Genomic DNA, 26,649 nt, shown 5'->3' with positions numbered 1-26,649 from the left:
CTGGTTTGCCATCATTTGCCAATGCTTACGGGCGGTCAATCATCAGGCGTCAGCCGGTAGGTGGCCGAGGGCGCAAGCGTCGCCTGCCAGCCCGGAGGAACGACGATGTTGGTGGTCGACTCTTCGATCACACAAGGGCCTCGCACCCTTTGCCCGGATTGCAGCCGGTCACCGTTGTACACCGGGGTTTCCTGCCAGGGCGATTGGGCGCTGAACAGCATCGAGCGGTAGCCGCTCGCCTGGGGCGCGGCGTCTTCGTCGGGCGCCGGCAGCTCCGGCATCGGTGGGCGTTGCAGGCGCGCAATCACCGAACACTCAAGGTTGACCAGCTCGGCGGGGCTCTCAGGCTCGCTGTAGGAAAACAGTGCCTTGTGCCGCGTGTGGAACGCCTCACGCAGGACCACCAGACTCGACTGATCCAGTTGATCGCAGGTCAGCTCGACGCTGCATTCGTGAATCTGGCCGAGGTAGCGGATTTCCAGGTTGTACAGGCATTCCACCTTGTCGTCGGCACCGAAGCCATCGTCGCGCAGGTTGTTCATGCCGCGCTCGCGCAAGTCGCGCAGGGTCTGGTTGAGCAAGGGCAGGTCGACCAGATCGTCGTCCAGGCGCATGGGCAGGGTGGTCAACTGGTCGTATCGGATGTCCGAGAGAATCTGCCCGTAGGCGCACAGCCCGGAAGCCACCTTCGGAATCAGTACCACCTGGCTGCCGATTTCCTCGGCCAGACGCATGACGTGCATGCCCGCCGCACCGCCCGCACCGATCAGGGCGAAGTCCCGTGGGTCATAACCACGCTCCACCGAGACCCGGCGAATGCCGCTGACCATGTTCAGGTTGACCAGGGTGATGATGCCGATGGCCGCACGTTCGACACTGATGCCCAAAGGCTCGGCGATTTTGCTCCGGATCGCGTCGATGGCCGCTTTACGATTGAGGCGAATGCTGCCGCCCAGCAGCGCGCCGTCGGCCAGGTAGCCCAGGGCCAGGTTGGCGTCGGTCACGGTGGGCTCGGTGCCGCCCTTGCCGTAGCACACCGGGCCGGGGTTGGCACCCGCGCTGCGCGGGCCGACCTGAAGCATGCCGAAGTCATCGAGGTAGGCAATCGAGCCACCACCGGCACCGAGGGTTTCCACCTGGATCATCGGCACGCCGATGCGATAGCGCAGGAAGTCGGTGTCCTTGCTGAAGTTGGTGCGCCCGGATTTGCTCAGGGTGATGTCGAACGAGGTGCCGCCCATGTCCACGGTGATCACGTTATCGATGCCGAACGGCTGCGCGACACACAACCCCGCTTGCGGCGCGGAGGCCGGGCCGGAGTTGATGGCATTCACCGCCCGCTCGCGCATCACCACGCCCGGCGCCAGGCCGCCGTTGGACTGGAAGTAGCGCGTCGGTTGCTGCGCGCCAAGCTCCTCGAACAGCGCGTCGATCCGTTCGATGTAGCGGCCCATGACCGGGCTCAGGTACGCATTGACCACGGCGGTCGAGGTGCGGGTGTATTCGCGGATCTGCGGGAACACTTCGCTGCCGGTGCAGACGAACACCCCCGGCAATGCCGCGCGCACCATGGCGGCGGCGCGCAGTTCGTGGCTGGGGTTGCGCACCGACCAGACGAAGGAGATGGCCACGGCCTTGACGTCTTGTTCGCGGAAATACTCGATGGCCTGGCGAATCGCGTCTTCATCGAGCGCGGCGTATTCGCTGCCGTCACTGAGCATTCGGCCACCGATGGGGCGGCGCAGGTGCCGGGGCACCAGCATGTAGGCCGGCGGGTAGCTGGCGTCATAGCGATGCCCGTCTTCCTTGTGGCCCAGGCGGATTTCCAGGCTGTCCTCATGGCCGTCGGTGCACAGCAGGCCAACCTTGACCCCGGTCTTTTCGATCAAGGCGTTGAGGGCCACGGTGGTGCCGTTGATGCACAGGTCACAGTCGCCAATGATCTGGGCCGGCGTGCGGCCAATGGCATCGGCGATTTGCGCCAGCCCGTTGCGGATCGCGATCGTGCCATCCTGGGGCGTCGAGGGTGCCTTGAACAGCTGCACGTTGCCGGTGCGGTCGGCGAGGATGAAATCGGTGAAGGTGCCGCCGGCGTCGATGCCCAGACGATATTGTTGCTTGCTCATGATGAGGGATTCCAGATTGCTCAAAGGGGCCGGGCTCGATTAGTTCGCCGCACGGCAGGCGTGGGTCGCGGCGTCATCGACCTGGCCATTGCTGTCGATCACCACGCCGTACTCCAGGCGCGCGCCTTCGCGGGATACAAGGCCGTTGCGCACATCGTTGACGACGCTGGCCACCGGGCGACGCAGCGGATTGCCGTAGCCACCGCCGCCAGGGTTGACGTTGATCACCCGTTCGCCCGGTTGCGCGGTGAGTTGCGCGTTGTAGATGAAGGACTGTTCTTCACCATCGGCCTTGCGGTGGATCAGCCGCCCCAACTTCGGTTCGAGCAGGACGTTATTTGCGCCCGCGGCCCCCGATGTCGGCAGTTGCCGACCCTCGCCAAAACCCACCACCGTCATGGCGTGGTTCAGCGGTTCGATTTCGATGCGCGTACCCGAGCCACCGCGAAATTCGCCGGCACCACCGCTGTCGGTCATCAGGCTGTAGCGATGGATGAGGATCGGGTAGGAGTACTCCAGCAATTCGATGTCACCGGACATCAGCGCGCCAAAACAGCACAGCGGACCGCACGCCGGCCAACCGTCCATGGCCTTGTTCGCACCGGCACCGGAGATGATCGACGCGAGCACCATGGTTACGTACTCGTCGTTGCCATTGCGCGGGTCGTGGCCGGCAATGTTGATCCCGCTGGCGTGGCCCCAAGAGGCGGTCACACGGTCGGGAGCGGCTTGTTCCAGGGCCTGGCGCACCGCATCGGCCAGGGTTTCCATCGGCGTGGTGGTGCTGTTGACGTGGGGCGCCGGTTCCTGCGCGTTGCACAGGGTGCCCGGCGGGCCGAGATCGACGGACACGCAGCGGTACAGCCCTTCGTTATACGGCGGCGGCACCTGAGCGAACATCATCAGCCCCAGGTAAACCCCGGACACCGAGTTACCGGCATACGAGTTGATGAAATAGGGCACCTGGGGCGGACTTTCGATGAGGATGTGCGCTTCATCACCCCGAATCTCTACCTGCGCGGTGATCGACAGTTCGCCCAGCCCATGGCCCGAGTCTTCCAGCACCGCGGTGCCGGTGTAAAAGCCGTCCGGGACGTCACGCAGCAAGGCACGCATGTGCCGGTCCGCCATGTCCTTCAACTCGGCGATGCACGCGCGCACCTGTTCCACGCCATAGCGATCGAGCAATTCGAGCAAATGCCGTTCGCCGACGTTGCAGGCGCCGTATTGAGCGTTGAGATCGCCTTCCTGATAGGCACGGGCACGCATGTTGGTCAGCAGCAGGTTGATCACGTCCTCACGGCGCTTGCCCCGCGACCATAGTTTCACCGGCGGGATGCGCAAACCTTCGGCGTAGATTTCCTTGGCTTCGGGGTTGTAGCCGGCGGGCACCGGGCCGCCGATGTCGGTCAGGTGGCCTTTGCAAACGGCCCAGAACACCAGTTCGCCCTGGTAGAACACCGGTTTGTACATGCAGCAGTCGAGGATGTGGCTGCCCATGTAGGCCGGATCGTTGTGATAAATCACATCGCCTTCTTCGACCTCGTCACCGAAGAAACCGGCGACGCATTTCATTGCCGGAATCAGCGAGCCGAGGTGAATCGGGATGTCCTGACCTTGCAGGATCATTTCCGGAAGGTGGTCAAACAGTGCATTCGAATAGTCGTGAGCCAGGTTGAAAACGCTCGAACGACCGGTTTTCTCAAGGGTGATGGTCATTTCGCGTTGCGCGGTTTCCAGCGCGCCTCGCACGACGGCCAGGGTGATCGGATCTACTGTACTCATGGGTCACCAGAAATCTTGTTGTTATCCAGGTGAAGGTCAGGACGAACGTCTAACCCACGACACCAAACTACCTGCTCGAAGCCTTGGCTGGCTTGGCGCAAAGCGCACTGGAAGTTGATTGCCCGTGCACTGTTGGTGGGTTTGCGTTCGCCTGAAGATGGTCATTAGTGAACGAAGGGATCAGCCGCAACTGGCGCGCACGAACCAACTGCGCCTGGCGTTGTTCAGCAGCAGCCAATAGGCGCTGAAGGCGCTGAGGAAGGTCACGGGTGCAGACCAGGTGGCCAGGGCCGCATGGCCACAGTTGAGCAGCGCAATGCCCAGGGCGGCGGCAAGGAACCACGCCCCGAGGCCACAGGGGTTGAAGGCGCTGACTCTATCCACCTGGTATTCGATCCGGTCCTGGAACAGCAGGGGGTAGCGGGGCGAGAAAATGTGCGCCAGGGCAATCGCCACCCAGGCCACCACGAAGATGCTCTGGTACGACAGCGCTTGCAGGATGTAATCGAAAACGTTCAGGCGCATCAGGGTGTAGACCAGCACGCCGACGGCGATGGCCCAGGCGATGTAAGGCACTTTCGCCAGTCCGATGCCGCCGAAAAAGGCCTGCATGTTGGTGGCCGCCAGGTAGAAGTTCGCCGAGTTGATGCGCGTCTGGCTGATCCAGACGAAGATCAGGCCCCAGATCCCCATCAGCTCGACGATCGCCATCACCACCGACACCTCGCTCAGGCCGCCGGGGGTAGGAATGGTTCCGGCCAGGAAAATCCCGACCAGGCCATTGATCAAAAAGGTGAAGGTGTAGAAGGGCAGGCCGAAGTTGAAGCGGGCATGGTAGGTGGCGTCTTCCTTGCGGCCGAAACGTGCGTAGTCCCAGGTGTACATCATCAGGATCCACACGCCCATGAAGTAGCTGAAACAATCCCACCAGCCATTCGCCACCGGGCCGCTCGCCGGTCCCATCTGCAGCCAGGCAGCGCTGTAGCCGTATTGTTCGATGGTCACCACTACCAGCGCGACCAGACCGATCAGGTAGAAGGGCAGCAACACGCCGTTGAGCTTGTCCATCCAGTTTTGCACGCTGCCGAAAATCAACGGCACGCTGTACAGCACCACCAACAGGTAGGCCTGATTGATCGACAAGGTCGGCACGTACTGTTGAATTGCAATGGCAATTACCGAGCCTTCGAACACGCTGTAATAGGTCGCGGTGGCGAAGAAGATCAAGGTCGCGAGGATCGCGCCCTTGCGCCCGAACAGGACCCGCGAAAACAGCGCGACCGACAGTCCGGTCTTGATCGCATAGCGCGCAATCACGCCATTGATGGCGGCGTAGGTCACGACCGACAACAGCAGGCCGATGATCGCGTTTTGAGTGCCGAAGGTCATTGCCAGGGTGGCGGAAACGACAAGCCAGAACATCGCGCTGCAAATGCCCCACCAGGCCATCGTCAGCGAGCGTTGACTCATGCGGTGTGTGTCGGCGACGGCGGCGACCGAAAAATCGCTGCTGTCGCCCTGTTTCTGAAGGATGGCGGCCATGGTTCTTCTCTTGTTTTGGGATGAAGAACCAGGATGGTAAGAGGCCTTTGGCGCCGAATGATTGCTATTGGCGGCCCTGTCTTTTGTCGTGGAGTGAAGCGTATGGACAGTCACTACGGCCTGCCAACCCGGCCGGCGCCGGGACAGCAGAGCCGTGCTGCGTCCCGTCAGTGCGAATGCCGGGGTTCGCCGCCACTGCGGGCGATGACTCGCAGGTGCAGGGTCGCCGGTTCCAGGCAGCCGCCGGTGGACAGTTGCCCGACCAGTTGGCGGTATAGCTCCTGCCAGGGGGTTTGCGAGGCGGGGATGTTCGGCGTCCACTCGGCGCGGCGCCGCGCCATTTCGGCTTCATCGACCAACAGGTTGACCGATCTGGCGTTGAGGTCGACGCGCAGGCGGTCGTTGGTTTTCAGCAACGCCAGGCCGCCACCGACCGCCGCTTCCGGCGACATGTTGAGGATCGACGGGCTGGCGGAAGTGCCGCTCTGGCGACCGTCGCCCAGGCAGGGCAGGGAGTCGATGCCTTGTTTGATCAGTGCCGCCGGCGGGGCCATGTTCACCACTTCGGCACTGCCGGGATAGCCCACGGTGCCAGCGCCACGAATCACCAGGATGCAGCGTTCGTCGATATCCAGCGACGGGTCGTCGATCCGCGCGTGATAGTCCTCCGGCCCTTCGAACACGATGGCCCGCGCTTCGAAGCTGTTTTCCGCGCCGGGTTCGGACAGGTAGGTCTTGCGGAACGCCTCGCCGACCACCGACATCTTCATGATCGCGCTGTCGAAGAAGTTGCCGCTGAGCACGATGAAACCGGCGCGGTGCTTGAGCGGGGTCTCGAAGGGATAGATCACGTCGGCGTTGCTGGTCAGGGTGCCGCTGACGATTTCACCGATGGTCTTGCCGCTGACCGTGGCGCAGTCTTCGTGCAGGCGCCCGGCTTTTTGCAGTTCATGCATGACCGCCGGCACACCGCCCGCGCGGTGGAAACCTTCGCCCAGGTACTTGCCGGCCGGCATGCAGTTGACCAGCAACGGCACGTCTTCGCCAATGCGCTGCCAGTCATCCAGGCTCAATTCCACGCCCATGTGCCGGGCGATGGCGATCAGGTGCGGAGGGCAGTTGCTTGAGGCCCCCAGTGCCGAGGCCACGGCAATGGCGTTCTCGAAGGCCTCGCGGGTCATGATCTGTGACGGGCGCACATCCTGCATCACCAGTTCGCAGATGCGCTTGCCGGTGGCATAGGCCATTTGTCCGCGTTCCCGATAGGGCGCCGGAATGCTCGCGCAGCCGGGCAGTGACATGCCCAGGGCTTCGGCCAGCGCATTCATCGACAGGGCGGTGCCCATGGTGTTGCAGTGGCCCACCGAAGGCGATGCTGCGGTGGTCATTTCCATGAAGCCTTCGTAATCGATTTCTCCGGCCGCCATCAGATTGCGTGCGTGCCAGAGCACGGTGCCGGAGCCGATCAGTTCACCCTTGTGGTGACCGTCGAGCATCGGCCCGCCGGAGAGGACGATAGAGGGCAGGTCGGTGGTTGCGGCGGCCATCAGGCAGGCGGGGGTGGTTTTGTCGCAACCGGTGGTGAGCACCACGCCGTCCAGCGGGTAGCCGTGTAGGATTTCCACCAGCCCCAGATAGGCCAGGTTACGGTCCAGCGCGGCGGTTGGTCGACGGGATTGCTCGGCGATCGGGTGCACCGGAAACTCCATGGGAATGCCCCCGGCGTCACGAATGCCGGCCTTGACCCGCTGGGCCAGTTCCAGGTGATGGCGGTTGCACGGCGTCAGGTCGCTGCCGGTCTGGGCGATCCCGATGATCGGGCGGCCCGACTGCAACTCTTCACGGGTCATGCCGTAGTTCATGTAGCGTTCGACGTACAGGGCAGTCATGTCCGCGTGGGCAGGGTCGTTGAACCATTGCTCGCTGCGCAGGCGGCGTTTTGGAATGTCACTCATGATCGGGTCTCTCTTGTCATTGGATGAATCGACAATCTGTCGTGGCTTCAGCGCGCGAGCAGTCCTCGGGCTGCCAGGTTACGCATCAGGGCGTTCACACCAAAGGTCCAGGGCTCGGCGTCACAGCTGTGAGTGACGCGGTTGTGCAGACTGCCGAGCAGCGGACTGCTGATGCTGACCCGGTCGCCGAGTTTGTGGGTGAAGCCGCTTCCGGCATGATCGCGATCCTCGGTCGGGGCGAACAGAGTACCGAGAAACAGCAGGAAGCCGTCAGGGTATTGGTGATTGGCGTTGAGGGTCTGGTTCGCCAGGTCCTGCGGGTCGCGGCTGATCTGGTTCATGGAACTCGAGCCCTGCATCCGGTAACCGTCCTCGCCCTGCACCTCGAGGTCGACCACGCAGGCACGCACGTCGTCGAGGCTGAAGTGTTCATCGAACAGGCGAATGAACGGCCCGATGGAGCAAGAAGCGTTGTTGTCCTTGGCCTTGCTCAGCAACAAGGCGCTACGGCCTTCGAAATCCCGCAGGTTCACATCGTTGCCCAGGGTCGCGCCATGGATCTGGCCACGGCTGTTTACCGCCAGCACCACTTCCGGTTCCGGGTTGTTCCACTGCGAACCGGGGTGAATGCCGATGCGGCTGCCACTGCCGACGGCGGCGAGTACCGGTGCCTTGGTGAAAATCTCCGCGTCCGGACCGATACCGACTTCAAGGTATTGCGACCACATGCCCTGTTCGATCAGCAAGGCTTTCAAACGCATGGCCTGCTCGGAGCCGGGGACGATCGAACGCAGGTTGTCACCGATGACCCCATGCACGGTGGCGCGAACGGCTTCGGCCTTTGCAGCGTCACCGCCGGCCTGCTCCTCGATCACCCGTTCGATCATGCTGGCGGCGAAGGTGACACCGGCCGCCTTGATCACCTGTAAATCCAGGGGCGGCAGCAGGTAAGGCCTGGACAGGTCCGCATCGGGGCCCGTGTTGGCCAGCAGGGCCTCGACACTGGCGATGAAGGTGCCGGGTGTCTGGCGTACGGCCGACAGCGGCGAGTCCGATTCCAGCAAGTCGCTCAAGGTCGCGAAACGGTCCGACAGATCGAACACACCGTCCGTGCGCAGAACAATCGGCGAAGGCCCGGCGATCCGGCCAGGAACCCAGGCGCGGCCGATCAGAGTACCGGCCACACCGTCGACCGGCAGGGTGTTTTCAGGCGTAAGCAGTAGCGACATGAGGAATCTTCCTGGTTCGTAAAGCCTTCACGCTAGGGCGGCCAGTCGATAAACTCCAATGAGATATATTCAGTATTCGATAACTTCCGGTTATTGCTTCTTCGGGGAATGCCCATGTCAGAACTGTCCTTTTCCAGCGTCTGCGGCTGGCTCAAATTCCGCCACCTGTTGCTGATCGACACGCTGGGGCGCACGCGCAACATGCACCTGGCGGCGCAGCAGATGAACCTCAGCCAGCCGGCCATCAGCAAGATGCTCAAGGAAATCGAAAGCCTGCTCGGCTTTGCCCTGTTCGAACGCCAGCCGCGGAGCATGCCGCCCACGGCGCTGGGCGAGCATGTGCTGCGTTACGCGCAGATCGCACTGAACGATGCCCGCTCGTTCGTCGAGCAGATCAGCAGTCTGCGCGAGGGCGGTCATGGCCACCTCAAGGTCGGCGGGATTTTTGCCGCCACGGCGGTGGCGCTGCCGGAGGCGATCTTGCAGATCAAGCAACGCTGGCCCTTGCTGTCGATTGAAGTGGTGGAGCAAACCAGTAATCACCTGATGGAAATGCTCGAAGAGAAAAAGCTCGATCTGGCGGTTGCCCGCTTCACCGATCAAAGCCAGCAGCAGCGCTATGATTTCCAGCCACTGGCGCCCGAACCGTTCTGCATTGTGGTCAACAGCCGTCATCCATTGGCCGACGCTGGCCCGACCTCGTTGCAGCAATTGGTGGATTTGCCCTGGATTCTCTATCCGGTCGGCACGCCGATTCGCGCACGCATGGAGCTGGCCTTCGCCGAAGCCGGGGTAGGGATGCCGAAAAACACCGTCGATACCATTTCCATGCAGACCTTCCTCCAGGTTCTGCAACGCGGGGCGATGATCGGTATGTTGCCCAATGCCATGGTCAATCCGCTGCTCGACAGCGGACAGTTGAAAACCCTGGATACGCCATTGCACCTAGTGCCACAGGACTACGGCATCCTCACGCGCAAGGGCGAGCATCTGCTCGGTTCGGCCCTGGAGTTCGCCGAAATCCTCAAGGAAAACGCGCGGCTGGCCAGCGATACGGCCCATTGAAACGTGCCGGCTCCTGCGGGGCTGGCCGTTGCCAGAAAAACGCGATTTTCGATAACGTTTCGTTATCGGTTAATCCAAAAATGCCATTGGGAAAGAATCGGTTCGCGACAGTAGAGTATCGACCAGCTTCCAATCAGGGTCAGGAGACTGTCATGCCCGAACTGTCCGGACACAATTTCATCGCCGGTGGCCGTAGCGCCGCCGGGTCGGTGGTGCTGCACAGCATTGATGCGACCACCGGGCAACCACTGCCCACGGCTTTTATTCAGGCTACGGTCGAGGAAGTGGATGCCGCTGCCTCGGCTGCCGCCCAGGCCAGCCCGATTTACCGCAATCTGTCCGCCGAGCGCCGGGCACAATTTCTCGAAGCGATCGCCGCTGAACTGGATGCGCTGGGCGATGATTTCGTCGCCCTGGTCGGCCAGGAGACCGCGTTGCCAGCCGCCCGTATCCAGGGCGAACGAGCCCGTACCAGCGGTCAGATGCGCCTGTTTGCCCAGGCGTTGCGGCGCGGTGATTTCTACGGCGCCCGCATCGATCTGCCGCTTCCGGCACGCCAACCGTTGCCGCGAGTCGATCTGCGTCAATGCCGCCTGGGCATCGGCCCGGTGGCGGTGTTCGGCGCCAGCAATTTTCCCTTGGCCTTCTCCACCGCCGGCGGTGACACCGCCGCCGCGCTGGCTGCTGGCTGTCCGGTCGTGTTCAAGGCCCACAGCGGGCATATGGCGACAGCGCAACGGGTCGCCGAAGCGATCATTCGTGCCGCCGAGAAAACCGGGATGCCGGCGGGTGTGTTCAACATGATTTTCGGCGCCGGCGTCGGTGAGGCGCTGGTCAAGCATCCACAGATTCAGGCGGTCGGCTTCACCGGCTCGCTCAAGGGCGGTCGGGCGCTGTGCGACATGGCGGCTGCACGTGCGCAACCGATCCCGGTGTTCGCCGAGATGAGCAGCATTAACCCGGTGCTGGTCCTGCCCGAGGCCCTGCAAGTGCGTGGCGAGCGTATCGCCAGCGAGTTGGCCGCGTCGGTGGTGATGGGCGCCGGGCAGTTCTGTACCAACCCCGGCCTGGTCATCGGCATACGCTCTGCGGCACTCACCCGCTTCGTACAGACACTCAGTGCCCTGATGGCCGATCAACCGGGGCAAACCATGCTCAACGCCGGCGGTCTGCGCAGCTATGTGCACGGTTGCGAAACCTTGCTGGCGCATCCGCAGATCACCCACCTGGCCGGGCAGGCGCAGGCAGGCAATCAAGCCCGGGCGCAATTGTTCCAGGCGGATGTCAACCTGTTGCTGACGGGCAACGAATTGCTCCAGGAAGAAATCTTCGGCCCGGCCACCGTGGTGGTTGAGGTGGCTGACCGGACTGAGTTGTTGGCGGCCCTGCAAGGGTTGCGCGGGCAGCTGACCGCCACCCTGATCGGTGAACCGGCGGAGTTGGAACAATCTGCCGACCTGGTGGCCGTGCTCGAACAGAAGGTCGGCCGCGTGCTGGTCAACGGGTATCCCACCGGCGTGGAAGTCTGCGATGCCATGGTTCACGGCGGGCCCTGGCCGGCGACTTCCGATGCCCGTGGCACCTCGGTGGGCACCCTGGCCATCGACCGCTTCCTGCGCCCGGTGTGCTACCAGAACTTCCCCGACGCCTTGCTCCCCGAGGCGCTCAAAAATCGCAATCCGCTGGGGCTGACGCGCCTGGTCAACGGAGAGAAAACCACCCAGGCGCTGTAGCCGGCATCACCGCCGAGTGAACCGCTCACTCGGCGTAACCCATTCGATAAAAACAATCAGGCATGTCCACATGCCCAGGGGTTACCTCCATGCAAACCATATCCGAGCATTTGCCCGCGCAGGCGCACGCCAGCGAACAAGACTTTGAAGACCGGACCTACCGCAAGGTCATCTGGCGCATCCTTCCCGTCCTGCTCCTGTGCTACATGGCCGCGTACCTGGACCGGGTCAACATCGGCTTCGCCAAGCTCGACATGCTCAACGAGCTGCAATTCAGCAACACCGTCTACGCCTTGGGCGCCAGTATGTTCTTCTGGGGCTATTTCCTGTTTGAAGTACCGAGCAACCTGTTGCTGCATCGCTTCGGCGCACGCTTCTGGATCGCCCGGATCATGTTGACCTGGGCCGTGATCTCCATGGCCGTGGCATTCACCGTGCCGCTGGCGGGCGTGTTCCACATCGAATCGAGCACGATGTTCTACGTGCTGCGCTTCCTGTTGGGCATTTGCGAAGCGGGCTTCTTCCCCGGGGTGATTCTGTACCTCAATTATTGGTTTCCGACGCACCGCCAGAGCCGCGTGATGTCCGGCTTCCTGATGGCCATGCCGATCAGCCTGACCCTGGGCGGAATACTGTCCGGTTGGTTGATGAACAGCATGCAGGGCGTGCACGGCATGTCCGGCTGGCAGTGGATGCTGATCATCGAGGGCATTCCTTCGATCATCATGGCGTTCGTCGTGATCGTCTGCCTGGCGAACAACATCGACTCCGCCAAATGGCTGTCCGCAGCAGAGAAGGCCTTGCTCAAGGCCAATTTGCAAACCGATAACCAAGGCAAGGCTTCACGCCTGAGCGAAGTGTTCTTCAATCCACGGGTGTGGTTGCTGGTACTGATCCTGCTGACCTTCAATACCGGCTTTTACGGCCTGGCGTTCTGGATGCCCTCGATCATCAAGAGCACCGGTATCACCAACAGCCTGCACATCGGTTTGCTGACCGCCATTCCTTACGCGGTGGCCGTGGTCGCGATGCTGCTCAACGCGCGGCACTCCAACCGTACCGGAGAGCGACGCATGCATGCGGCGATTCCGGCGTTCATCGGTGGCCTGGGGCTGATGCTCAGTGCCTATTTCGCCGACAACCTGGTGCTGTCCGTGCTGTTCCTTAGCGTATCCGCCTCGGGGATTCTCAGCCTGATGCCGATTTTCTGGACCCTGCCGGGGACAGTCTTGTCCGGCGTCGCCGCAGCGGCCGGTATCGGCATGATCAACGCCTTCGGCAACCTGTCCGGCTTCACGGGGTCGATGATCACCGCCGTGGCGGAAAACCTCACCGGCAATATCAATAACGGCACCTACGTATTGGCGGTCTGCCTGTTCGTCAGCGGTGGGCTGATCCTGGCCATCCCCGCCTCGATGCTCGGCCGGTCCCCGAAAGTCGCCATCGCCACCGCCAAACTTGAAACAGCATGAACATGCAACACAAGCGGGTGCTGGTCACGGCGGCCGGGCAGGGCATCGGCATGGCCAGCGCCATCGCCTTTGCCCGGGCCGGTGCCGAGGTGTTTGCCAGTGATATCGATATCCGCGCGCTGGAGGGCGTCGAAGGCATCACCGCCCTCAGGCTGGACGTGACGTCGGCGAGCGCCATCAGCCAGGCCTGTGAACGCATCGGTGGCCTGGATGTGCTGTTCAACTGCGCTGGCTACGTGCACAGCGGCAACATCCTCGAGTGCGACGAAGCGGCCTGGGCGCGTTCGATGGACATCAATGTCACCGCCATGTACCGGATGATCCGCACGTTTCTGCCGGGCATGCTGGCGCGTGGCGGCGGCTCGATCATCAACATGTCGTCGGTGGTGTCCAGCATCAAGGGCGTGCCCAACCGGTTCGCCTATGCTGCCAGCAAGGCGGCGGTGGTGGGGCTGACCAAGGCCGTCGCGGCGGACTTCATCGGCCAGGGCATTCGCTGCAACGCGATCTGCCCCGGCACCGTGGAGTCTCCGTCGTTGCGCCAGCGTATCTCGGCCCAGGCGGCACAACAGGGCGTCGACGAAACCCGGGTCTACCAGCAATTCCTCGACCGCCAGCCGATGGGGCGTATCGGTAGCCCCGAGGAAATTGCCCGATTGGCCCTGTACCTGGGCAGCGACGCGTCCAGCTACACCACCGGTGGTGTGCATGTCATCGATGGCGGCATGAGCATCTGAAACCGGTCTGTATTTTTCGATCAAGCAGGAGAACCCCATGAAACTGTTGCGTTATGGCGAAAAAGGTTCGGAGAAACCCGGCCTGCTGGATGCCGACAATCGGCTCCGCGACCTCTCGGGTCATGTGCCGGATATCGCCGGACAGGTCCTGTACCCGGACAGCCTGGCGGCGCTTGCGGCCATCGACCCGCTGAGCTTGCCCCTCGTTGAAGGGCAGCCACGGATCGGTGCCTGTGTCGGGCAGGTCGGTAAATTTATCTGCATCGGTTTGAACTACGCCGACCATGCGGCCGAGTCGAACATGGAAGTGCCGAAAGAGCCGATCATCTTCAGCAAATGGACCAGTGCCATCGGCGGCCCCAATGACAACATCGAGATCCCTCGCGGCTCGCTCAAGACCGATTGGGAAGTCGAACTCGGGGTGGTCATCGGCAAAGGCGGGCGCTACATCGACGAGGCGAACGCCATGGAGCACGTCGCCGGTTATTGCGTCATCAACGACGTGTCGGAACGAGAGTGGCAACTGGAGCGCGGCGGCACCTGGGACAAGGGCAAAGGCTTCGACACCTTCGGCCCGCTCGGCCCGTGGCTGGTGACCCGCGATGAAGTCGCTGATCCCCATGTGCTGGACCTGTGGCTGGAGGTCGACGGCCACCGCTACCAGCAAGGCAATACGCGGACATTTATCTTCACTGTGCCACAGCTGATCGCCTACCTCAGTCGTTGCATGAGCCTGCAACCTGGCGATGTGATTTCCACCGGCACGCCGCCTGGCGTGGGCCTGGGGATCAAGCCTGCCCCTGTCTTCCTGCGCCCCGGCCAGACCATTCGTCTGGGAATTACCGGCCTGGGGGAGCAGCACCAGGTCACCGTGCAGGCGGATTGATCGGAGCGCTGGCCCTGATTCCGGCACGGCCGCCTCATCCGTGGCGTAATGGTCATGTCGTTGGCAAGCGTCCCAGTCGATCTTGCCGCCGACTGGTGACGCTGCTGGTTGAGGCGGTGGCTAGCGGGCGCCGTTAATTCAGATCTTCAGCCTGATGCCGTTCAGGCACCTGGCTCGCCTCGTCCCCCCACGTCCGGTTGACACGCTGACCCCGAATGACCGCAGGCCGGTTGGCGATCTCCTCGGCCCAGCGTTGCACATGGGTGTACTCATGCGCAGACAAAAACTCGGCAGCCGAGTACACGTTGTCCCGCACCAACTGGCCGTACCAGGGCCAGACCGCAATATCGGCGATGGTGTAGCGGTCACCGGCCAGGTACGGGCTTTGGGCAAGACGGCGGTCGAGGACGTCCAACTGACGCTTGGCTTCCATGGCGAAACGGTTGATCGGGTACTCGAACTTCTCCGGCGCATAGGCGTAAAAATGCCCGAACCCGCCACCCAGGTAGGGCGCCGCACCCATCTGCCAGAACAGCCAGTTCAGGGTTTCGGTACGCCCTGCGGGATCGGTGGGCAGGAAGGCGCCGAATTTTTCCGCCAGGTAAAGCAGGATCGAACCGGACTCGAAGACACGGATCGGCGGCTCGACGCTGCGGTCCAGCAGTGCCGGAATCTTCGAGTTCGGATTGATCTCGACGAAGCCGCTGGAGAACTGATCACCCTCGCCGATGCGGATCAGCCAGGCGTCGTACTCGGCGTCGGTTTCGCCCAGCGCCAGCAGTTCCTCAAGCAGGATGGTCACCTTCACGCCATTGGGCGTGGCCAGTGAATAAAGCTGCAGGGGATGCTTGCCGATCGGCAACGCCTTGTCATGGGTCGGGCCCGCGATCGGGCGGTTGATGCTGGCGAACTGGCCGCCGGACGGGGCGTCGTTTTTCCAGACCTTGGGTGGGACGTAGGGCTTATTGCTCACGAGATGGACCCCCATAGTGTGTTTGCTGTGATCACGTGGTTCGTGGACTCAATACCACCCGGGTGCGGCGGTCAAGCCGATACTGCGCGCGTCCTGGTAGACAGGGCTGTTGTACCACGCGCGTGCGGCGGCCATGGCGGGAAAGCAGCTGAATGTCGAATAGGGACGACCCTCAGCGCGCATGATTGTCCTGATCAGACACACCGGGGGAGGCTTGATTGACGCGTCAGGTATCCAGCTCAATCACACAGGCATCATCAAAGTCCGGGTTTTCATTGATGCCATTTTTTGCGTAGCCCCGGGCATTGCAAATGACGCGGGTGTTGCCCACCCGATAATCAAAGCTCCCGTGGGTGTGGCCATGCAACCAAAGCGCCGGCTGCCAGTCCTTGATCCGCTGTTCGAGGTCTGAAACAAAACTCGAATTGATCGGTGAATTCGCGAAGGCCGGGCTGATGCTGGAGCGTGTCGGCGCGAAATGGGAAACCACCACCGTGGGAAGGGCGCTGTCGCGGCTGAAGCAATCATCCAGCCAGGCGACGGTCTGCAGGAACATCAACTGGGAGATGGCCGGCGTGAACAGGTCGGGAAAGTCGGGGGCGATTTTGATGTGGCTGAAGTCGCGGATGAGCGCTGTCGCTAGGTCTACGCCCTGGGCCCGGTCCTGTGCGTCATCGAACAAACGATAGTCAGACCACAAGGTGCAGCCCAAAAACCGTACGCCGTCGTGGACATACTCCGAGCGCTCCAATACGTGAATCCCTGTGCCTTGGGACAACCGTTTCAACTGCTCGCAGGTGGAGGTCAGGTCGCTGCCATAAAACTCATGATTGCCGGCGACGTACACGATCGGAGCAGGACAGGCTTTGGCCCACTCGATGGCGGCGGCCGGCCGGGCGATGTCTCCGGCGAGCACGACAATATCGGCATCCACGACGGGAAAAGGGATCGCGTTGACGGACAAGTGGACATCGGACAGCAAAGCAATGCGCATTGATCAACTCCGTCGTGTATTGAAGGGCGGTTCATCTTAACCCTTCACTACGAATGTGGGAGCGAGACTGTTCGCAATGGCGGCCTGGCGGTCGACAGTTTTGTGGGCGGTGCCGACGTCATCGCTGGCAAGCCAGCGCCCACAAGGGCCGTGAGCGACCTCGGTTTTTGAGGTCGTTGAAGATCACATTGTGGAAGCAAGCCTGCTCGCGAAGCGGTCGGTCTGTTTACTTCAAATACCAGCCCCAGGGTTGCTCGCTGACGTACTCGGTGACCTGCTTGACCTCCAGATAATTGTGCAGGCCCCATTCCCCCAACTCACGGCCGATCCCGCTGTGTTTCATGCCGCCCCACGGCGCTTCGACGAAGGTCGGTTGCGAGCAGTTGACCCAGACAATCCCGGCGCGCAACTGGTTGGCCACCCGTGCGCTGCGTTGCAGGTCGGCGCTCATCACCGCGGCGGCGAGGCCGAAGCGGCTGGCGTTGGCCATTTGCACGGCTTGTTCTTCAGTGTTGAAGCGCTTGATGCACAGCAGCGGGCCGAAGACTTCTTCGCGCCAGAGAATGCTGCTGGTTCCCGGTTCGTCGAAGATCGCCGGCTCGATGAAATAGCCCTGGGGTAAATGCGCCGGCCGGCGGCCTCCGGTGAGCAGGCGCGCACCGCTGGCCAGGCCCTGATCGATAAAACCGAGCACCTTGTCGTACTGGCCCTGGCTGACCAGTGGCCCCAGTAGCACGCCGGGCTCCAGGCCCGGGCCGATGGTGATCTTGCGGGTTTCTTCCACCAGGCGTTCGATCAGCCTCGGGGCGATGCTGTCCTGCACCAACAGGCGCGAGGTGGCGCTGCACACCTGGCCCTGGTTCCAGAAGATCCCGAACAGAATCCACTCCACGGCAGCTTCGACATCCGCGTCGTCGAACACGATGAACGCCGACTTGCCGCCCAGTTCGAGGCTGATGTTCTTGATGTCACGGGCCGCGGCCGACATGATTTTCGCCCCGGTGGGCACGCTGCCGGTGAAGGCCAGTTTGTCCACGCCGGGGTGCTCGGTCAGCGGGCTGCCAGCCTCGGCACCGAGCCCGGTGACCAGGTTGAGCACGCCCGCCGGCAGGCCGATGCGGTCGGCGGCGGCGGCCAGTTCCAGCGCTGTCAATGGCGTCAGCTCGGACGGCTTCAATACCACCGTGGCGCCCGCCGCCAGGGCTGGAGCCACTTTCCAGGCGGCCATCAGCAGCGGGTAGTTCCACGGGATGATCTGCCCGGCCACGCCAATCGGTTCGTGGCGGATACGGCAGCGAAAACGGGCGTCCGGCAGGGCCAGTGGCTGGTCCTGTCGTTCGTCGAGTTCACGGGCCAGACCGGCGTAATAGCGAAAGCAGCCAATCGCATCGCCGATGTCCCACTGCGCTTCGGGCAATGGTTTGCCGTTGTCGCGCACCTCCAGTTCCGCCAGCGCGGACTGGCCGTTTTCCAGTTCATCGGCCAGGGCCTCCAGCCACTGCGCGCGCTCGGCGCCGGTGGTTTGGCTCCAGCCATTGTCGAAGGCGCGCCTGGCGGCGCGCACGGCATGGTCGACGTCCTCTTCGGTGCCGGCCGCCACACGGTGGAATACCTGTTCGGTGGCCGGGTCGACGACCTCCAGATAGCCGCCCAGGTCCGGGCTGACCCACTCGCCGTTGATGTATAGCTGATCACGCATGGTGCGACTCCTGAACGCCGGTCTGGCGGTTTTGCAGAGAGCGGGAAGTGAATAACAGGGCCAGCGACACGCAGATGATCACCGTCGAGATCGCGTTGATCTCTGGCGTCACGCCGCGGCGAATGGATGAAAAAATGTAGATCGGCAAGGTCGTCTCGGAACCGGCGACGAAGAAGGCGATGATGAAGTCGTCGAAGCTGAAGGTGAACGCCAGCAGGAACCCGGCCATGATCGCGGGGCTGATCTGCGGCAGGGTCACCCGCCAGAAGGTTTGCATGGGCGGGGCGTACAGGTCGGCCGAGGCTTCCAGCAACGCCTTGTCCAGCGAGTCGACACGGCTGCGCACAATCACCATCACCAGCGCCATGGTGAACAGTGAGTGGGCGGCGATCACGGTGAAGAACCCCATGTTCAACCGAGGCACGCTGGGCATCCAGCTCGCCAGCAGCGGGTTGATCAGGTCGAACAGGCTGATGAAGGCAATCAGGGTCGAGATGCCGATGACGATGCCCGGGACAATGATCGCGCAGTAGGTCAGGGCATCGAACAGCAGGCGAACCTTGCGTCCGGCACGCTGCAGACCGAACACCGCGAGGGTGCCGAACAGCGTCGCCAGCACCGCCGAACAGAAGGCAATGAAGGCGCTGTGACCGAGGGCTTCCATGATGAACGGGTTGTCGAAGGCGCGGCCAAACCATTGCACCGAGCAGCACTCGAAGGCCAGGCCACTGCGCCCGGCGTTGAAGCTGAACAGGATGATCAGGGCGATCGGCGCGTAGAGAAACATGTACAGCGAAGTCGAATAGCTGCGCAGCCACATGTCACAGGCCTCCGTCGGCAGGGCGGCCGCCGTAGCGCGCCACGAGCTTCAAATACAGGCCGATGATCAGCAACATCATCGCCACCAGGGTCATCGCCAGCGCACTGCCGAAGGGCCAGTTGCGCGACTGCAGGAACAGGTCGACCAGCGCGTTGCCGACAAAGAACACCTTGCCGCCACCGAGAATGGCCGGGATCAGGAACTCACCCATCAGCAGGATAAAGACCAGCATCACCCCGGTGATGATCCCCGGTGCAGAGAGGGGCAGGGTGATCCTGCGAAAGCTTTCGAAGGCACTGGCGCCCAGGTCCGCCGAGGCTTCGAGCAGGCGCTTGTCGAGTTTTTCCAGGCTGACGTAGATCGGGAACACCATCAGCGGCAGGTAGCCGTAGACGATGCCGATCAGCACGGCCCAGGGCGTGTTGATCAGCCGCACGTCTTCCAGGCCAAGGCTGGCCAGCAACGCCGGAATACCCTTGCCGCTGAGGATGAAAATCCACGCGTAGGTGCGGATCAGGAAACTGGTCCAGAACGGCACGATCACCAGCGTCAGCAACAGCGAACGGTTTTTGCTGACCTTGACGGCGAGGAAGTACGCCAGCGGGTAGGCCGCCACCAGGCACACCAGGGTGCCCAGTGGCGCCAACACCAGCGTGTTGCCGAACGCCGCCGCCCGTGAACCGAGGTTCAGGTAGTTGGCCAGCGTGAAGCCCCCGGCATACCCGCCCACGGCGCTGCGCTCGCCGAAACTGAAGACCAGGATGATCAACAGCGGCATCAGTAACAGCAGCAGGAACCACAGGGTCGAAGGCAAGAGCATCAGCAGGGTGATCCGCCGGCCGAGGCTGCGCCGTGGGCGCACCTCGACTGACAGGGCACTGCCCGGCTGCACCGTTTGCGGGTGGGCGGCGGCATTCATGGGCGACTCCTCGTTGGCCATGGCAAGTGATCAGGCGGATTTGAAACGGGCCATCAGTTCGGCGCGGGCCGGGCTGGTGAGCGTCGCTGCCGCACCGAACTCCAGTGGGCTGAGGGCTTCGGCGGCTGGGTACATGATCGGATCACTGAGCATGGCCGTCGGCAGCAGGGCATCGACCCGCTTGTCACCGCTCGGGTAGCCGTGGCTCAGCACTTCGAGCTTGTTGTGCTGCGGATCGAGCAGGTAGTTGATGAAGGCGTAGGCGGCGTCCTTGTGCTCCGAGTTTTTCGGAATGGCGAAGAAGTCGCTCCACAGCTCACCGCCTTCCTTGCCTAGCTCGAACTGCATCTGCGCGTTGTCGCGATGCAGCTGCGAGGCGTCACCGGTCCACGACATGGCCAGCCAGGCATCGCCGCTGCGCATCGACGGCTGGATGTCGGAGTTGATGGCGAACAGGTGCGGCTTGACTTCGATCAGCAGCTTTTCGGCATCGGCCAGTTCTTTGGGGTCCAGGGAGTTGAAGCTGTAGCCGAAGCTTTTCAGGGCGTTGCCGATGGCGGTCAGTTGATAGTCGTGGACCATGGTGCGGCCACTGGCTGGACCCTGGGCGGCGGCCCAGAATTCTTTCCAGCTGGTCGGGCCGTTCTTCAGCTTGCCGGTGTCATAAAGCATGCCGGTGGTGCCCCAGTTTTTCGGTACCGCATAGACCTTGCCGTCGACCGTGCCCTGGGCCATGAACTTCTGCTGGAACGCCGAGGCATCGAAATTGGGAATGCGCGACAGGTCCAGGGGTTCGATCAAGCCCAGGCCGACGTAGGTGCTGATGGTGTAGTTGGTCGGCACTAGCACGTCCCAGCCACTGCCGCCGGCCTGCAACTTGGCGAGCATTTCTTCGTTGGAGCCGAACACGCTCATCGATACCCGCGCACCCGTGGTCTTGGCGAACGCGTCGAGGTTTTCCTGACTGTGGTAGTTCGGCCAGGTCGCCAGCGACAGGCGATCCCCCAGTTTGCCCTGCTCGGCGGCCTCGGCCGTGGAGGTCAGCAGGCCGGGCATATGGGTCGCGACCACCGCCGCAGCGATCCCGAGGCCGGTGCGGCCAAGAAAATCGCGGCGACTGATCGAGCCGTTCTGCCAGCTGCGCAGGGTTTTGATAAAGGTCTTCTGGTCCATAGCACGCTCCCCATCCGGTTGATGAAACGAATCGACGACTTACAACGCCATGGCCAGGCCATTGGCGTGATCCCAGCCGACGCGCACTGCCGCGCCGTGTTCGAATGCGTTGGCGCCGTGGTCCTGCTGGCGCGGCACGCGCACGCAGACCACGCCGAAGGCCTGGGTGCGCACGCGGTATTCGGTGGTGTTGCCCAGGTAGATCCGGTCCTCGACGCAGCCTTGCAGGGTCACTTCCCGCGCCATGTCGGCGCTGGCACCGGCAATGCTGATCAGTTCGGGGCGCACGGCGATGCAGCCGTCGGCGTTCGCGCTCAGGGCCTTGCCGGTGGGCGTGAGCGGGCTGGTCAGTTCCAGTCCCTGCTCGGTGCGCAGGACCACCGAACGGCCATTCAGATGGCGGACGGTGCCGTTGAACAGGTTGGACTCACCGATGAAGTCAGCCACGTATCGGCTGGCCGGGGCTTCGTACAATTGTTCCGGGGTGGCGGTCTGGATGATCGAGCCGTTGTGCATCACGCTGATGCTGTCGCTCATGGACAGCGCTTCTTCCTGATCGTGAGTGACCAGCACGAAGGTGATGCCGACCTCACGTTGCAGGCGCAGCAATTCGGACTGCATCTCCTTGCGCAACTTGCGGTCCAGTGCCGCCAGCGGCTCATCGAGCAGCAGCACGGTGGGCTTGTTGACCAGCGCCCGGGCCAGGGCCACGCGCTGTTGTTGGCCGCCGGAAAGCTCACTCGGTTTGCGCTGGCCGAAGCCGCTGAGGCGCACCATTTCCAGGGCTTCATCGGCCATGCGCAGCTGTTGTTTCTTGTCGGGACGCGGGGTGCGATAGCGCAGGCCATAGGCGATGTTCTGTGCCACGGTCAGGTGCGGGAACAGCGCGTAATGCTGGAACACCATGTTCACCGGCCGCTCGAAGGCCGGAACGCCGGCAACGTTCCTGCCCGCCAGGCGCACTTCGCCGCTGGTGGGCTGTTCGAACCCGGCGATCATGCGCAGGGTGGTGGTTTTGCCACAGCCCGAGCCGCCTAGGAAAGAATGGAACGAACCGCGCCGCACGGCGAAATTCAAACCACTGACAGCCTGTACCTGGCCATAGCGTTTGACCACGTTGCAGAATTCGATATCGCTTGGCTGGTTGTCGTTCACGAGGCGGGCTCCCTTGCAGTGATGAATCAGTGCGTCGGGGGCCAAACTAGCAATGAGGGTTTTGCGGCGTATATATCCCTTGGGGGGTAGGAGAGGGTATGCGGAGCCTGGGTAGGCACCGTCCTTTGTAGGAGCGAGCCTGCTCGCGATGGTCGTGAACGATGGCGCGTGCTTGCAGGCTAAACGCGGTGCCCATGGGTCCATCGCGAGCAGGCTCGCTCCTACAAGTATGCATTAGCGTCTTATTCAGTCCGGTAGCTGGCTGCATCGGGCCTGGCGCTTCGCGAGTCAGCGTTGCTTCTGCAGGGCGTGTTGCAGGTAAACGTTTTTGGATTGGATAGCATTGCCATTTGGCACTATAGTTACTGCCATATGTCAGAGTGACGGAGGCTGCCGTGAGCGCCAAGAAAAAAGATGATGCAGCTGATGAGGCTGTCAAAAATGCCGGTCGCTCCACGAGTATTCAACTGGGCCAGCTTGAAGCAACCGCCAGTTTTATACGCCGCAAGAAGCCTGCGGTGACCACTACTGCGACAGATCACCCGCCACGCATGGTCGCGATCTTGCTCTCCGGGAATGTGGGTGATGATCGTATGGAGATTTACCGAGCGGTAAGAAACGGTTTTCCGTTGCAGTCAGTGCTCAACATGATCGAAAACAGCGAGGTGTATAAGCAACGCGGCGTGCTGTCGAAAATCGTTGGCGCTTCTGATCGCACGCTGGCGCGGCGGCTGAAAACGCCCAATGAAATCTTGACCTCGGAGCAAAGCACGCGCGCGCTTAACTATGCCGAAGTCTTGGAAAAAGCCACGGAGGTGCTGGGCTCGCGCGAGCTGGCCGAGCAATGGATGGTCAAACCTGCTCGTGGCCTGGACGGTGAAATACCCATCGATTTGATTTCTAACTCGGTGGGCTATGAGTTGGTGACTGATTTTCTGACGCGCATCGAATATGGGGTCTATTGATGGCTAAAGACCCCTTCAGCAGTGAGATTCACTTCTGGCGTCTCGACCCTGCCGAGTATGCCCCCACATGGCATTTGGGCGTGGGGGCAGAAAAGGTCGGTGGACGCTGGAACCCCAAAGGCATGGCCACGGTTTATGCGAGCCTGGATGCCTCTACGGCCATTCTCGAGGTGGCGGTGCACAAGGATTTCGACGCGTTGGATTGCAAGCCTCATCGCCTGACGCAGGCCCGTGTGCTGGACCCGTCCAGGATTCACGTGGTACGGCCCGAAACCATCGCAAACCCCAATTGGTTGGTACCTGGCACCCCAAGCCGCAGCCAGCAACAGTTCGGTGCCGACCTGCTGCGCCAGCATCCGTTTGTTTTGGTGCCATCGAGCGTGTCGCCGCATAGCTGGAATTTGCTGATGAACCCGCAAATGGCCAATGGTTTGTACGAGCTAGTGTTGCAAGAGCCTTTTGGTCTGGATGGTCGGCTTAACAAGCCTCAAGCCTGAAGCGCATCATCCCCTCAAGGACCCGTCCAGCGATGTTTAATGAACGGATACGTGCTGCTGACAAGCACTGCGCAAGCTACCAGCCAACGGCGCGACCTCGATCCCCTTGCAGCCTGTCGCTTGAAGCTTGCAGCTGATTTTCAGTGAGGTCGCGGATAAACAGTCCGAGCAACTCCGACTGGCTGCCGATGCCGAGCTTGGCGTAGAGGTTCTTGCGGTGGATTTTTACCGTGCCCGGACTGATGTTCAGTTGTTCGGCAACCGATGCGCTGGAGTGACCGCGCAACAGCAGCTGCACAATCTCCTGTTCGCGTCCGGTGAGAATGTGCGCGCCGAACTGATCGAAGGCTTCGCGGATCTTGAAGTCCAGATCCTGCGCGGGGCGCGGTTGCTGGGCCTGACGCAAGCGCCAGGCTTCATTGATGACCTGCTCGACCACCGCTTGCGCGCACTCGATCAACTGCATTTCGTCACGGCTGAACGCGCAACTGGCCGAGGAACGCATCAGCGACAGCACGGCCGTGGCACCGGCGCCGAGGTCGACGAAAAACGCCACTTCTTCTGCCAGACCGGTTTGCTGGTAATAAGTCAGGTAGTACTCGCCGAGGTAGAAGTGGTCGGGCGCAAACTGGCGCAATCGCCACAATCCGGGTGCCTGCCCGCGCGTACAGGCCAGGTAGAACGGATCGAGCAAATACGGTCCGCACTGATAGTCATCAACATACACCGCGCGTTTGTCCGCCGAGAAGGTGTCGAACAACGCCAGGGGCCGGTGATTGCCTTCGTAGACAAACAGGACGAAATGATCGACCGGGCAGACTTGCCGCAACCAGTGGCTAAGGCCCGACAGCCGTGCATGCCCGGCGGGCAGGTCGAGCAGGTGGGCGACACCGGTGGTCCAGAGTTTCAGTTCCTTGGGGCGCATGGTGGCTTCAAGCAAGGGAGGATCGCCTTGAGATGCACAAAGTACGCCATGCCTGTTTTGGCCGTGCGGGGCAGGGCGGGGGGATCGAAATGCTTGAAAAAGATGCACTGCAATGGGGCCGGGTGTTACCGAGTGCTACAGCTTTGGTAGCAGAAGTGATGGGTTTCAATCACGTTCGAGAACGTCGAATGAGCAAGCGGTTGGCGCCGACACCGGCTGCGGTTGTTTCAATAGATTTTCGGAATCAACCGCCAGCTCCGGGTGCAATAAGCCTCGTAGTCAGCACCAAACTGCGCCCGCAATAGCGCCTCCTCTGAATGGATCCGCGCAATCAGAGGGATCACCGTCAGCGCGGCCAGCAACAGTCCGACTGCCGAACGGAACGCCAGCGCCCAGCCCACAACGATGATCAACATCCCCAGATAACTGGGGTTACGCAGGCGGCGATAAATTCCGTCGGTGACCAGGCTGTGCCCCGGTTGAATCGCCACCAGCCCGCTGAAGCGCTTGCCCAGCACGAACACTGGCCAGATTCGCAGGGCGCCGCCCAGGATGTACAGCACTGCCCCGAGCCAACGCACACCCTCGCCGCCGAACGTCCAGAAGTCGACCCGGTCGGTGTAAGCCGGTAGAAATCCGCTCAGTAAGCCAATGATGCCAAAGGCCGGCAGCACCCAGCGGTTGGCCCGGTCTTCACGTTCGCCGGAACTGAGGTTGACCTCGGTGAACAGCGAAGCGACGACCATCGCCAGGGTGGCAAGCGCCACCACGACCAGCGCGCCATGGGAGAAAAAGGCGGCGAATCCGCCCAGCCCCCAAATCGCGAGCCAGAGGTAGGCGAAGGTGGACACGAAGGCGACAAAAGCCAGTCTTACGGAAATTTTCATGATGCCTCGATCAGTGGGCACACCCTTGATTATAGGATCCGCCCCAGTCTGCGGTCGTCCCTGGCCCCGCGCCGCGTTATCACTGAAACGCCAGTATCGGGTCAGGGTGAACTACGCTTGAAAAAGGACCGTTCACCGCTGGCTCACAGAACATTCGACGAGTCGGCGGCGTGCACCAGGAGCCGCCATGCTTCACATCAGAACCCCGTTGATCCTGCACCCTGGACTCTCTTCCCCGGCCCGTCGCATCTGGCTCAAACTGGAAAATCTGCAACCCAGTGGCTCATTCAAACTGCGTGGCATGGGGCTTTTGTGCAGTCAGGCCGCAGCCCAGGGCAAAACCAGAGTCGTCTGTCCATCCGGGGGCAACGCCGGGTTCGCCACCGCCGTGGCGGCCGTCAGCCTGGGATTGCAGGCGTGCATCGTCGTGCCGCACACCACCCCTGAAAGCACCCGCGCCAGAATCCGCGAAACCGGCGCCGAGGTGATTGTCCACGGCAAGGTCTGGGACGAAGCCAACCAACGGGCCATGGAGCTGGCGCAGGGTGCGGACACCGAATATGTCCCGGCTTTCGATCACCCGGTGCTGTGGCAAGGGCACAGCACGATGGTCGATGAAATCCTCGAAGACTGCCCGCAAGTCGATGCGTTGGTCACGTCGGTGGGCGGCGGTGGTTTGCTGGCGGGCCTGCTCACCGGGCTGATCCGCCATCGGCGCATGGACTGCCGGATCGTTGCCTGTGAAACCCGAGGCGCGGCGTCGTTTGCGGCGGCCATGGCGGCCGGGCATCCCGTGCGCTTGCCACGGATCGATACGGTCGCGACTTCACTCGGCGCCTCTGAGGTGGCGGCGTGGCCGGTACAGCATATCCTCGATTTTCCCCACGAGTGCGTGGTGCTCGGGGACGAAGAGGCGATCATGGGCGTGGTGCGGTACGCCAATGATTGTCGCCAGTTAGTCGAGCCGGCGTGTGGAGTTTCACTGGCGATTGCGTACCTGGATCATCCGGCGATTGCCCAGGCCCATGACGTGGTGATTGTGGTCTGTGGCGGTGTCAGCATCACCCCGGCCCTGGTGGCCGGGTGGGCGCGACATGCTTGAAGCCACACCC

General features: G+C 62.3%; 23 protein-coding genes. 8 read left to right on the top strand and 15 right to left on the bottom strand.

Annotation, left to right across the window (positions count from 1 at the left end; translation table 11 throughout):
* Positions 1-35: 35 nt before the first annotated feature.
* The 5 genes from capA to GQ39_RS12095 all read right to left on the bottom strand — a co-directional run bounded on the left by capA (position 36) and on the right by GQ39_RS12095 (position 8,637).
* Positions 36-2,126, bottom strand: a complete 2,091-nt coding sequence (gene capA, locus GQ39_RS12115; RefSeq protein ID WP_047530094.1) for a caprolactamase subunit alpha — start codon at positions 2,124-2,126, stop codon at positions 36-38.
* A 39-nt stretch (positions 2,127-2,165) separates the two neighbouring features.
* On the bottom strand, positions 2,166-3,911 hold the full coding sequence (capB, locus tag GQ39_RS12110) for a caprolactamase subunit beta (protein WP_047530092.1): 1,746 nt from the start codon (positions 3,909-3,911) through the stop codon (positions 2,166-2,168).
* Between the two features lie 180 nt (positions 3,912-4,091).
* Entirely contained in the window at positions 4,092-5,453 is a 1,362-nt protein-coding gene (locus GQ39_RS12105; protein WP_047530091.1) for a purine-cytosine permease family protein, read from the bottom strand.
* A gap of 167 nt (positions 5,454-5,620) precedes the next feature.
* On the bottom strand, positions 5,621-7,408 hold the full coding sequence (locus tag GQ39_RS12100) for an IlvD/Edd family dehydratase (protein ID WP_047530089.1): 1,788 nt from the start codon (positions 7,406-7,408) through the stop codon (positions 5,621-5,623).
* A gap of 47 nt (positions 7,409-7,455) precedes the next feature.
* Positions 7,456-8,637, bottom strand: a complete 1,182-nt coding sequence (locus GQ39_RS12095) for a fumarylacetoacetate hydrolase family protein (protein WP_047530088.1) — start codon at positions 8,635-8,637, stop codon at positions 7,456-7,458.
* 114 nt (positions 8,638-8,751) lie between these two features.
* On the opposite strand from GQ39_RS12095, the gene GQ39_RS12090 reads away from it, so the two are divergent.
* The 5 genes from GQ39_RS12090 (at position 8,752) to GQ39_RS12070 (ending at position 14,530) form a co-directional block, all read left to right on the top strand.
* A complete protein-coding gene (locus tag GQ39_RS12090; protein ID WP_047530086.1) occupies positions 8,752-9,702 on the top strand; it encodes a LysR family transcriptional regulator in 951 nt (316 codons plus the stop codon).
* Between the two features lie 152 nt (positions 9,703-9,854).
* Positions 9,855-11,435, top strand: a complete 1,581-nt coding sequence (locus tag GQ39_RS12085) for an aldehyde dehydrogenase (NADP(+)) (protein ID WP_047530084.1) — start codon at positions 9,855-9,857, stop codon at positions 11,433-11,435.
* A gap of 89 nt (positions 11,436-11,524) precedes the next feature.
* Positions 11,525-12,907 carry an MFS transporter gene (locus GQ39_RS12080; RefSeq protein ID WP_047530083.1) on the top strand — a complete coding sequence of 461 codons (1,383 nt, stop codon included), beginning with the start codon at positions 11,525-11,527 and terminating at the stop codon, positions 12,905-12,907.
* Positions 12,904-13,644 (top strand): SDR family oxidoreductase, encoded by a 741-nt coding sequence (locus GQ39_RS12075; RefSeq protein ID WP_047530081.1) that lies wholly within the window; start codon positions 12,904-12,906, stop codon positions 13,642-13,644. Before GQ39_RS12080 ends, GQ39_RS12075 begins: the two co-directional genes overlap by 4 nt.
* Before the next feature lie 37 nt (positions 13,645-13,681).
* A complete protein-coding gene (locus GQ39_RS12070) occupies positions 13,682-14,530 on the top strand; it encodes an ureidoglycolate lyase (protein WP_047530079.1) in 849 nt (282 codons plus the stop codon).
* A 133-nt stretch (positions 14,531-14,663) separates the two neighbouring features.
* On the opposite strand, the gene yghU is transcribed toward GQ39_RS12070, so the two are convergent.
* The 8 genes from yghU to GQ39_RS12035 form a co-directional block, all read right to left on the bottom strand.
* Positions 14,664-15,503, bottom strand: a complete 840-nt coding sequence (yghU, locus tag GQ39_RS12065; protein WP_047538796.1) for a glutathione-dependent disulfide-bond oxidoreductase — start codon at positions 15,501-15,503, stop codon at positions 14,664-14,666.
* A 48-nt stretch (positions 15,504-15,551) separates the two neighbouring features.
* Complete coding sequence (locus GQ39_RS33765) at positions 15,552-15,686, bottom strand: DUF1330 domain-containing protein (protein ID WP_081997901.1); 135 nt, start codon at positions 15,684-15,686, stop codon at positions 15,552-15,554.
* Between the two features lie 43 nt (positions 15,687-15,729).
* Complete coding sequence (locus tag GQ39_RS12060) at positions 15,730-16,497, bottom strand: metallophosphoesterase (RefSeq protein WP_047530077.1); 768 nt, start codon at positions 16,495-16,497, stop codon at positions 15,730-15,732.
* Between the two features lie 226 nt (positions 16,498-16,723).
* A complete protein-coding gene (locus GQ39_RS12055) occupies positions 16,724-18,196 on the bottom strand; it encodes an aldehyde dehydrogenase family protein (protein WP_047530075.1) in 1,473 nt (490 codons plus the stop codon).
* A complete protein-coding gene (locus GQ39_RS12050) occupies positions 18,189-19,016 on the bottom strand; it encodes an ABC transporter permease (protein WP_047530073.1) in 828 nt (275 codons plus the stop codon). The genes GQ39_RS12055 and GQ39_RS12050 overlap by 8 nt, the downstream gene beginning before the upstream one ends.
* Position 19,017: 1 nt before the next feature.
* Positions 19,018-19,935, bottom strand: a complete 918-nt coding sequence (locus GQ39_RS12045; protein WP_047530071.1) for an ABC transporter permease — start codon at positions 19,933-19,935, stop codon at positions 19,018-19,020.
* 30 nt (positions 19,936-19,965) lie between these two features.
* Positions 19,966-21,108: an ABC transporter substrate-binding protein gene (locus GQ39_RS12040; RefSeq protein WP_047530069.1), complete on the bottom strand. Its 1,143-nt coding sequence runs from the start codon at positions 21,106-21,108 to the stop codon at positions 19,966-19,968.
* A gap of 39 nt (positions 21,109-21,147) precedes the next feature.
* Positions 21,148-22,263 carry an ABC transporter ATP-binding protein gene (locus GQ39_RS12035; RefSeq protein WP_047530067.1) on the bottom strand — a complete coding sequence of 372 codons (1,116 nt, stop codon included), beginning with the start codon at positions 22,261-22,263 and terminating at the stop codon, positions 21,148-21,150.
* A gap of 395 nt (positions 22,264-22,658) precedes the next feature.
* Here GQ39_RS12035 and parS point away from each other — a divergent pair, with 395 nt between their 5' ends.
* On the top strand, positions 22,659-23,228 hold the full coding sequence (gene parS / locus GQ39_RS12030) for a type II RES/Xre toxin-antitoxin system antitoxin (RefSeq protein WP_047530065.1): 570 nt from the start codon (positions 22,659-22,661) through the stop codon (positions 23,226-23,228).
* Entirely contained in the window at positions 23,228-23,725 is a 498-nt protein-coding gene (locus tag GQ39_RS12025) for an RES family NAD+ phosphorylase (RefSeq protein ID WP_047530063.1), read from the top strand. The genes parS and GQ39_RS12025 overlap by 1 nt, the downstream gene beginning before the upstream one ends.
* Positions 23,726-23,801: 76 nt before the next feature.
* Here the strand turns inward: GQ39_RS12025 and GQ39_RS12020 are convergent, their stop codons facing one another.
* Both GQ39_RS12020 and GQ39_RS12015 read right to left on the bottom strand, forming a co-directional pair.
* Positions 23,802-24,650, bottom strand: coding sequence for a response regulator transcription factor (locus GQ39_RS12020; RefSeq protein ID WP_047538793.1), 849 nt, complete (start codon positions 24,648-24,650; stop codon positions 23,802-23,804).
* Positions 24,651-24,877: 227 nt separating this feature from the next.
* Positions 24,878-25,537, bottom strand: coding sequence for a methyltransferase family protein (locus GQ39_RS12015; protein ID WP_047530061.1), 660 nt, complete (start codon positions 25,535-25,537; stop codon positions 24,878-24,880).
* A 187-nt stretch (positions 25,538-25,724) separates the two neighbouring features.
* On the opposite strand from GQ39_RS12015, the gene GQ39_RS12010 reads away from it, so the two are divergent.
* A complete protein-coding gene (locus tag GQ39_RS12010) occupies positions 25,725-26,639 on the top strand; it encodes a pyridoxal-phosphate dependent enzyme (RefSeq protein WP_047530058.1) in 915 nt (304 codons plus the stop codon).
* The last annotated feature ends 10 nt before the right edge of the window (positions 26,640-26,649 follow it).

The sequence above is a fragment of the Pseudomonas sp. 11/12A genome (genome assembly GCF_000800055.1).
GTDB classification, from domain to species: Bacteria; Pseudomonadota; Gammaproteobacteria; order Pseudomonadales; family Pseudomonadaceae; genus Aquipseudomonas; species Aquipseudomonas mohnii.
The sequence above is the reverse complement of the archived record's forward strand: the minus strand, read 5'-3'. Positions and strand labels throughout refer to the sequence as shown.

Coding starts and splice junctions, on each gene's coding strand:
- capA (WP_047530094.1), bottom strand. CDS start 2,126: ATGAGCAAGCAACAATATCGTCTGGGCATCGACGCCGGCGGCACCTTC.
- capB (WP_047530092.1), bottom strand. CDS start 3,911: ATGAGTACAGTAGATCCGATCACCCTGGCCGTCGTGCGAGGCGCGCTG.
- GQ39_RS12105 (WP_047530091.1), bottom strand. CDS start 5,453: ATGGCCGCCATCCTTCAGAAACAGGGCGACAGCAGCGATTTTTCGGTC.
- GQ39_RS12100 (WP_047530089.1), bottom strand. CDS start 7,408: ATGAGTGACATTCCAAAACGCCGCCTGCGCAGCGAGCAATGGTTCAAC.
- GQ39_RS12095 (WP_047530088.1), bottom strand. CDS start 8,637: ATGTCGCTACTGCTTACGCCTGAAAACACCCTGCCGGTCGACGGTGTG.
- GQ39_RS12090 (WP_047530086.1), top strand. CDS start 8,752: ATGTCAGAACTGTCCTTTTCCAGCGTCTGCGGCTGGCTCAAATTCCGC.
- GQ39_RS12085 (WP_047530084.1), top strand. CDS start 9,855: ATGCCCGAACTGTCCGGACACAATTTCATCGCCGGTGGCCGTAGCGCC.
- GQ39_RS12080 (WP_047530083.1), top strand. CDS start 11,525: ATGCAAACCATATCCGAGCATTTGCCCGCGCAGGCGCACGCCAGCGAA.
- GQ39_RS12075 (WP_047530081.1), top strand. CDS start 12,904: ATGAACATGCAACACAAGCGGGTGCTGGTCACGGCGGCCGGGCAGGGC.
- GQ39_RS12070 (WP_047530079.1), top strand. CDS start 13,682: ATGAAACTGTTGCGTTATGGCGAAAAAGGTTCGGAGAAACCCGGCCTG.
- GQ39_RS33765 (WP_081997901.1), bottom strand. CDS start 15,686: ATGCGCGCTGAGGGTCGTCCCTATTCGACATTCAGCTGCTTTCCCGCC.
- GQ39_RS12060 (WP_047530077.1), bottom strand. CDS start 16,497: ATGCGCATTGCTTTGCTGTCCGATGTCCACTTGTCCGTCAACGCGATC.
- GQ39_RS12055 (WP_047530075.1), bottom strand. CDS start 18,196: ATGCGTGATCAGCTATACATCAACGGCGAGTGGGTCAGCCCGGACCTG.
- GQ39_RS12050 (WP_047530073.1), bottom strand. CDS start 19,016: ATGTGGCTGCGCAGCTATTCGACTTCGCTGTACATGTTTCTCTACGCG.
- GQ39_RS12045 (WP_047530071.1), bottom strand. CDS start 19,935: ATGAATGCCGCCGCCCACCCGCAAACGGTGCAGCCGGGCAGTGCCCTG.
- GQ39_RS12040 (WP_047530069.1), bottom strand. CDS start 21,108: ATGGACCAGAAGACCTTTATCAAAACCCTGCGCAGCTGGCAGAACGGC.
- GQ39_RS12025 (WP_047530063.1), top strand. CDS start 23,228: ATGGCTAAAGACCCCTTCAGCAGTGAGATTCACTTCTGGCGTCTCGAC.
- GQ39_RS12020 (WP_047538793.1), bottom strand. CDS start 24,650: ATGCGCCCCAAGGAACTGAAACTCTGGACCACCGGTGTCGCCCACCTG.
- GQ39_RS12015 (WP_047530061.1), bottom strand. CDS start 25,537: ATGAAAATTTCCGTAAGACTGGCTTTTGTCGCCTTCGTGTCCACCTTC.
- GQ39_RS12010 (WP_047530058.1), top strand. CDS start 25,725: ATGCTTCACATCAGAACCCCGTTGATCCTGCACCCTGGACTCTCTTCC.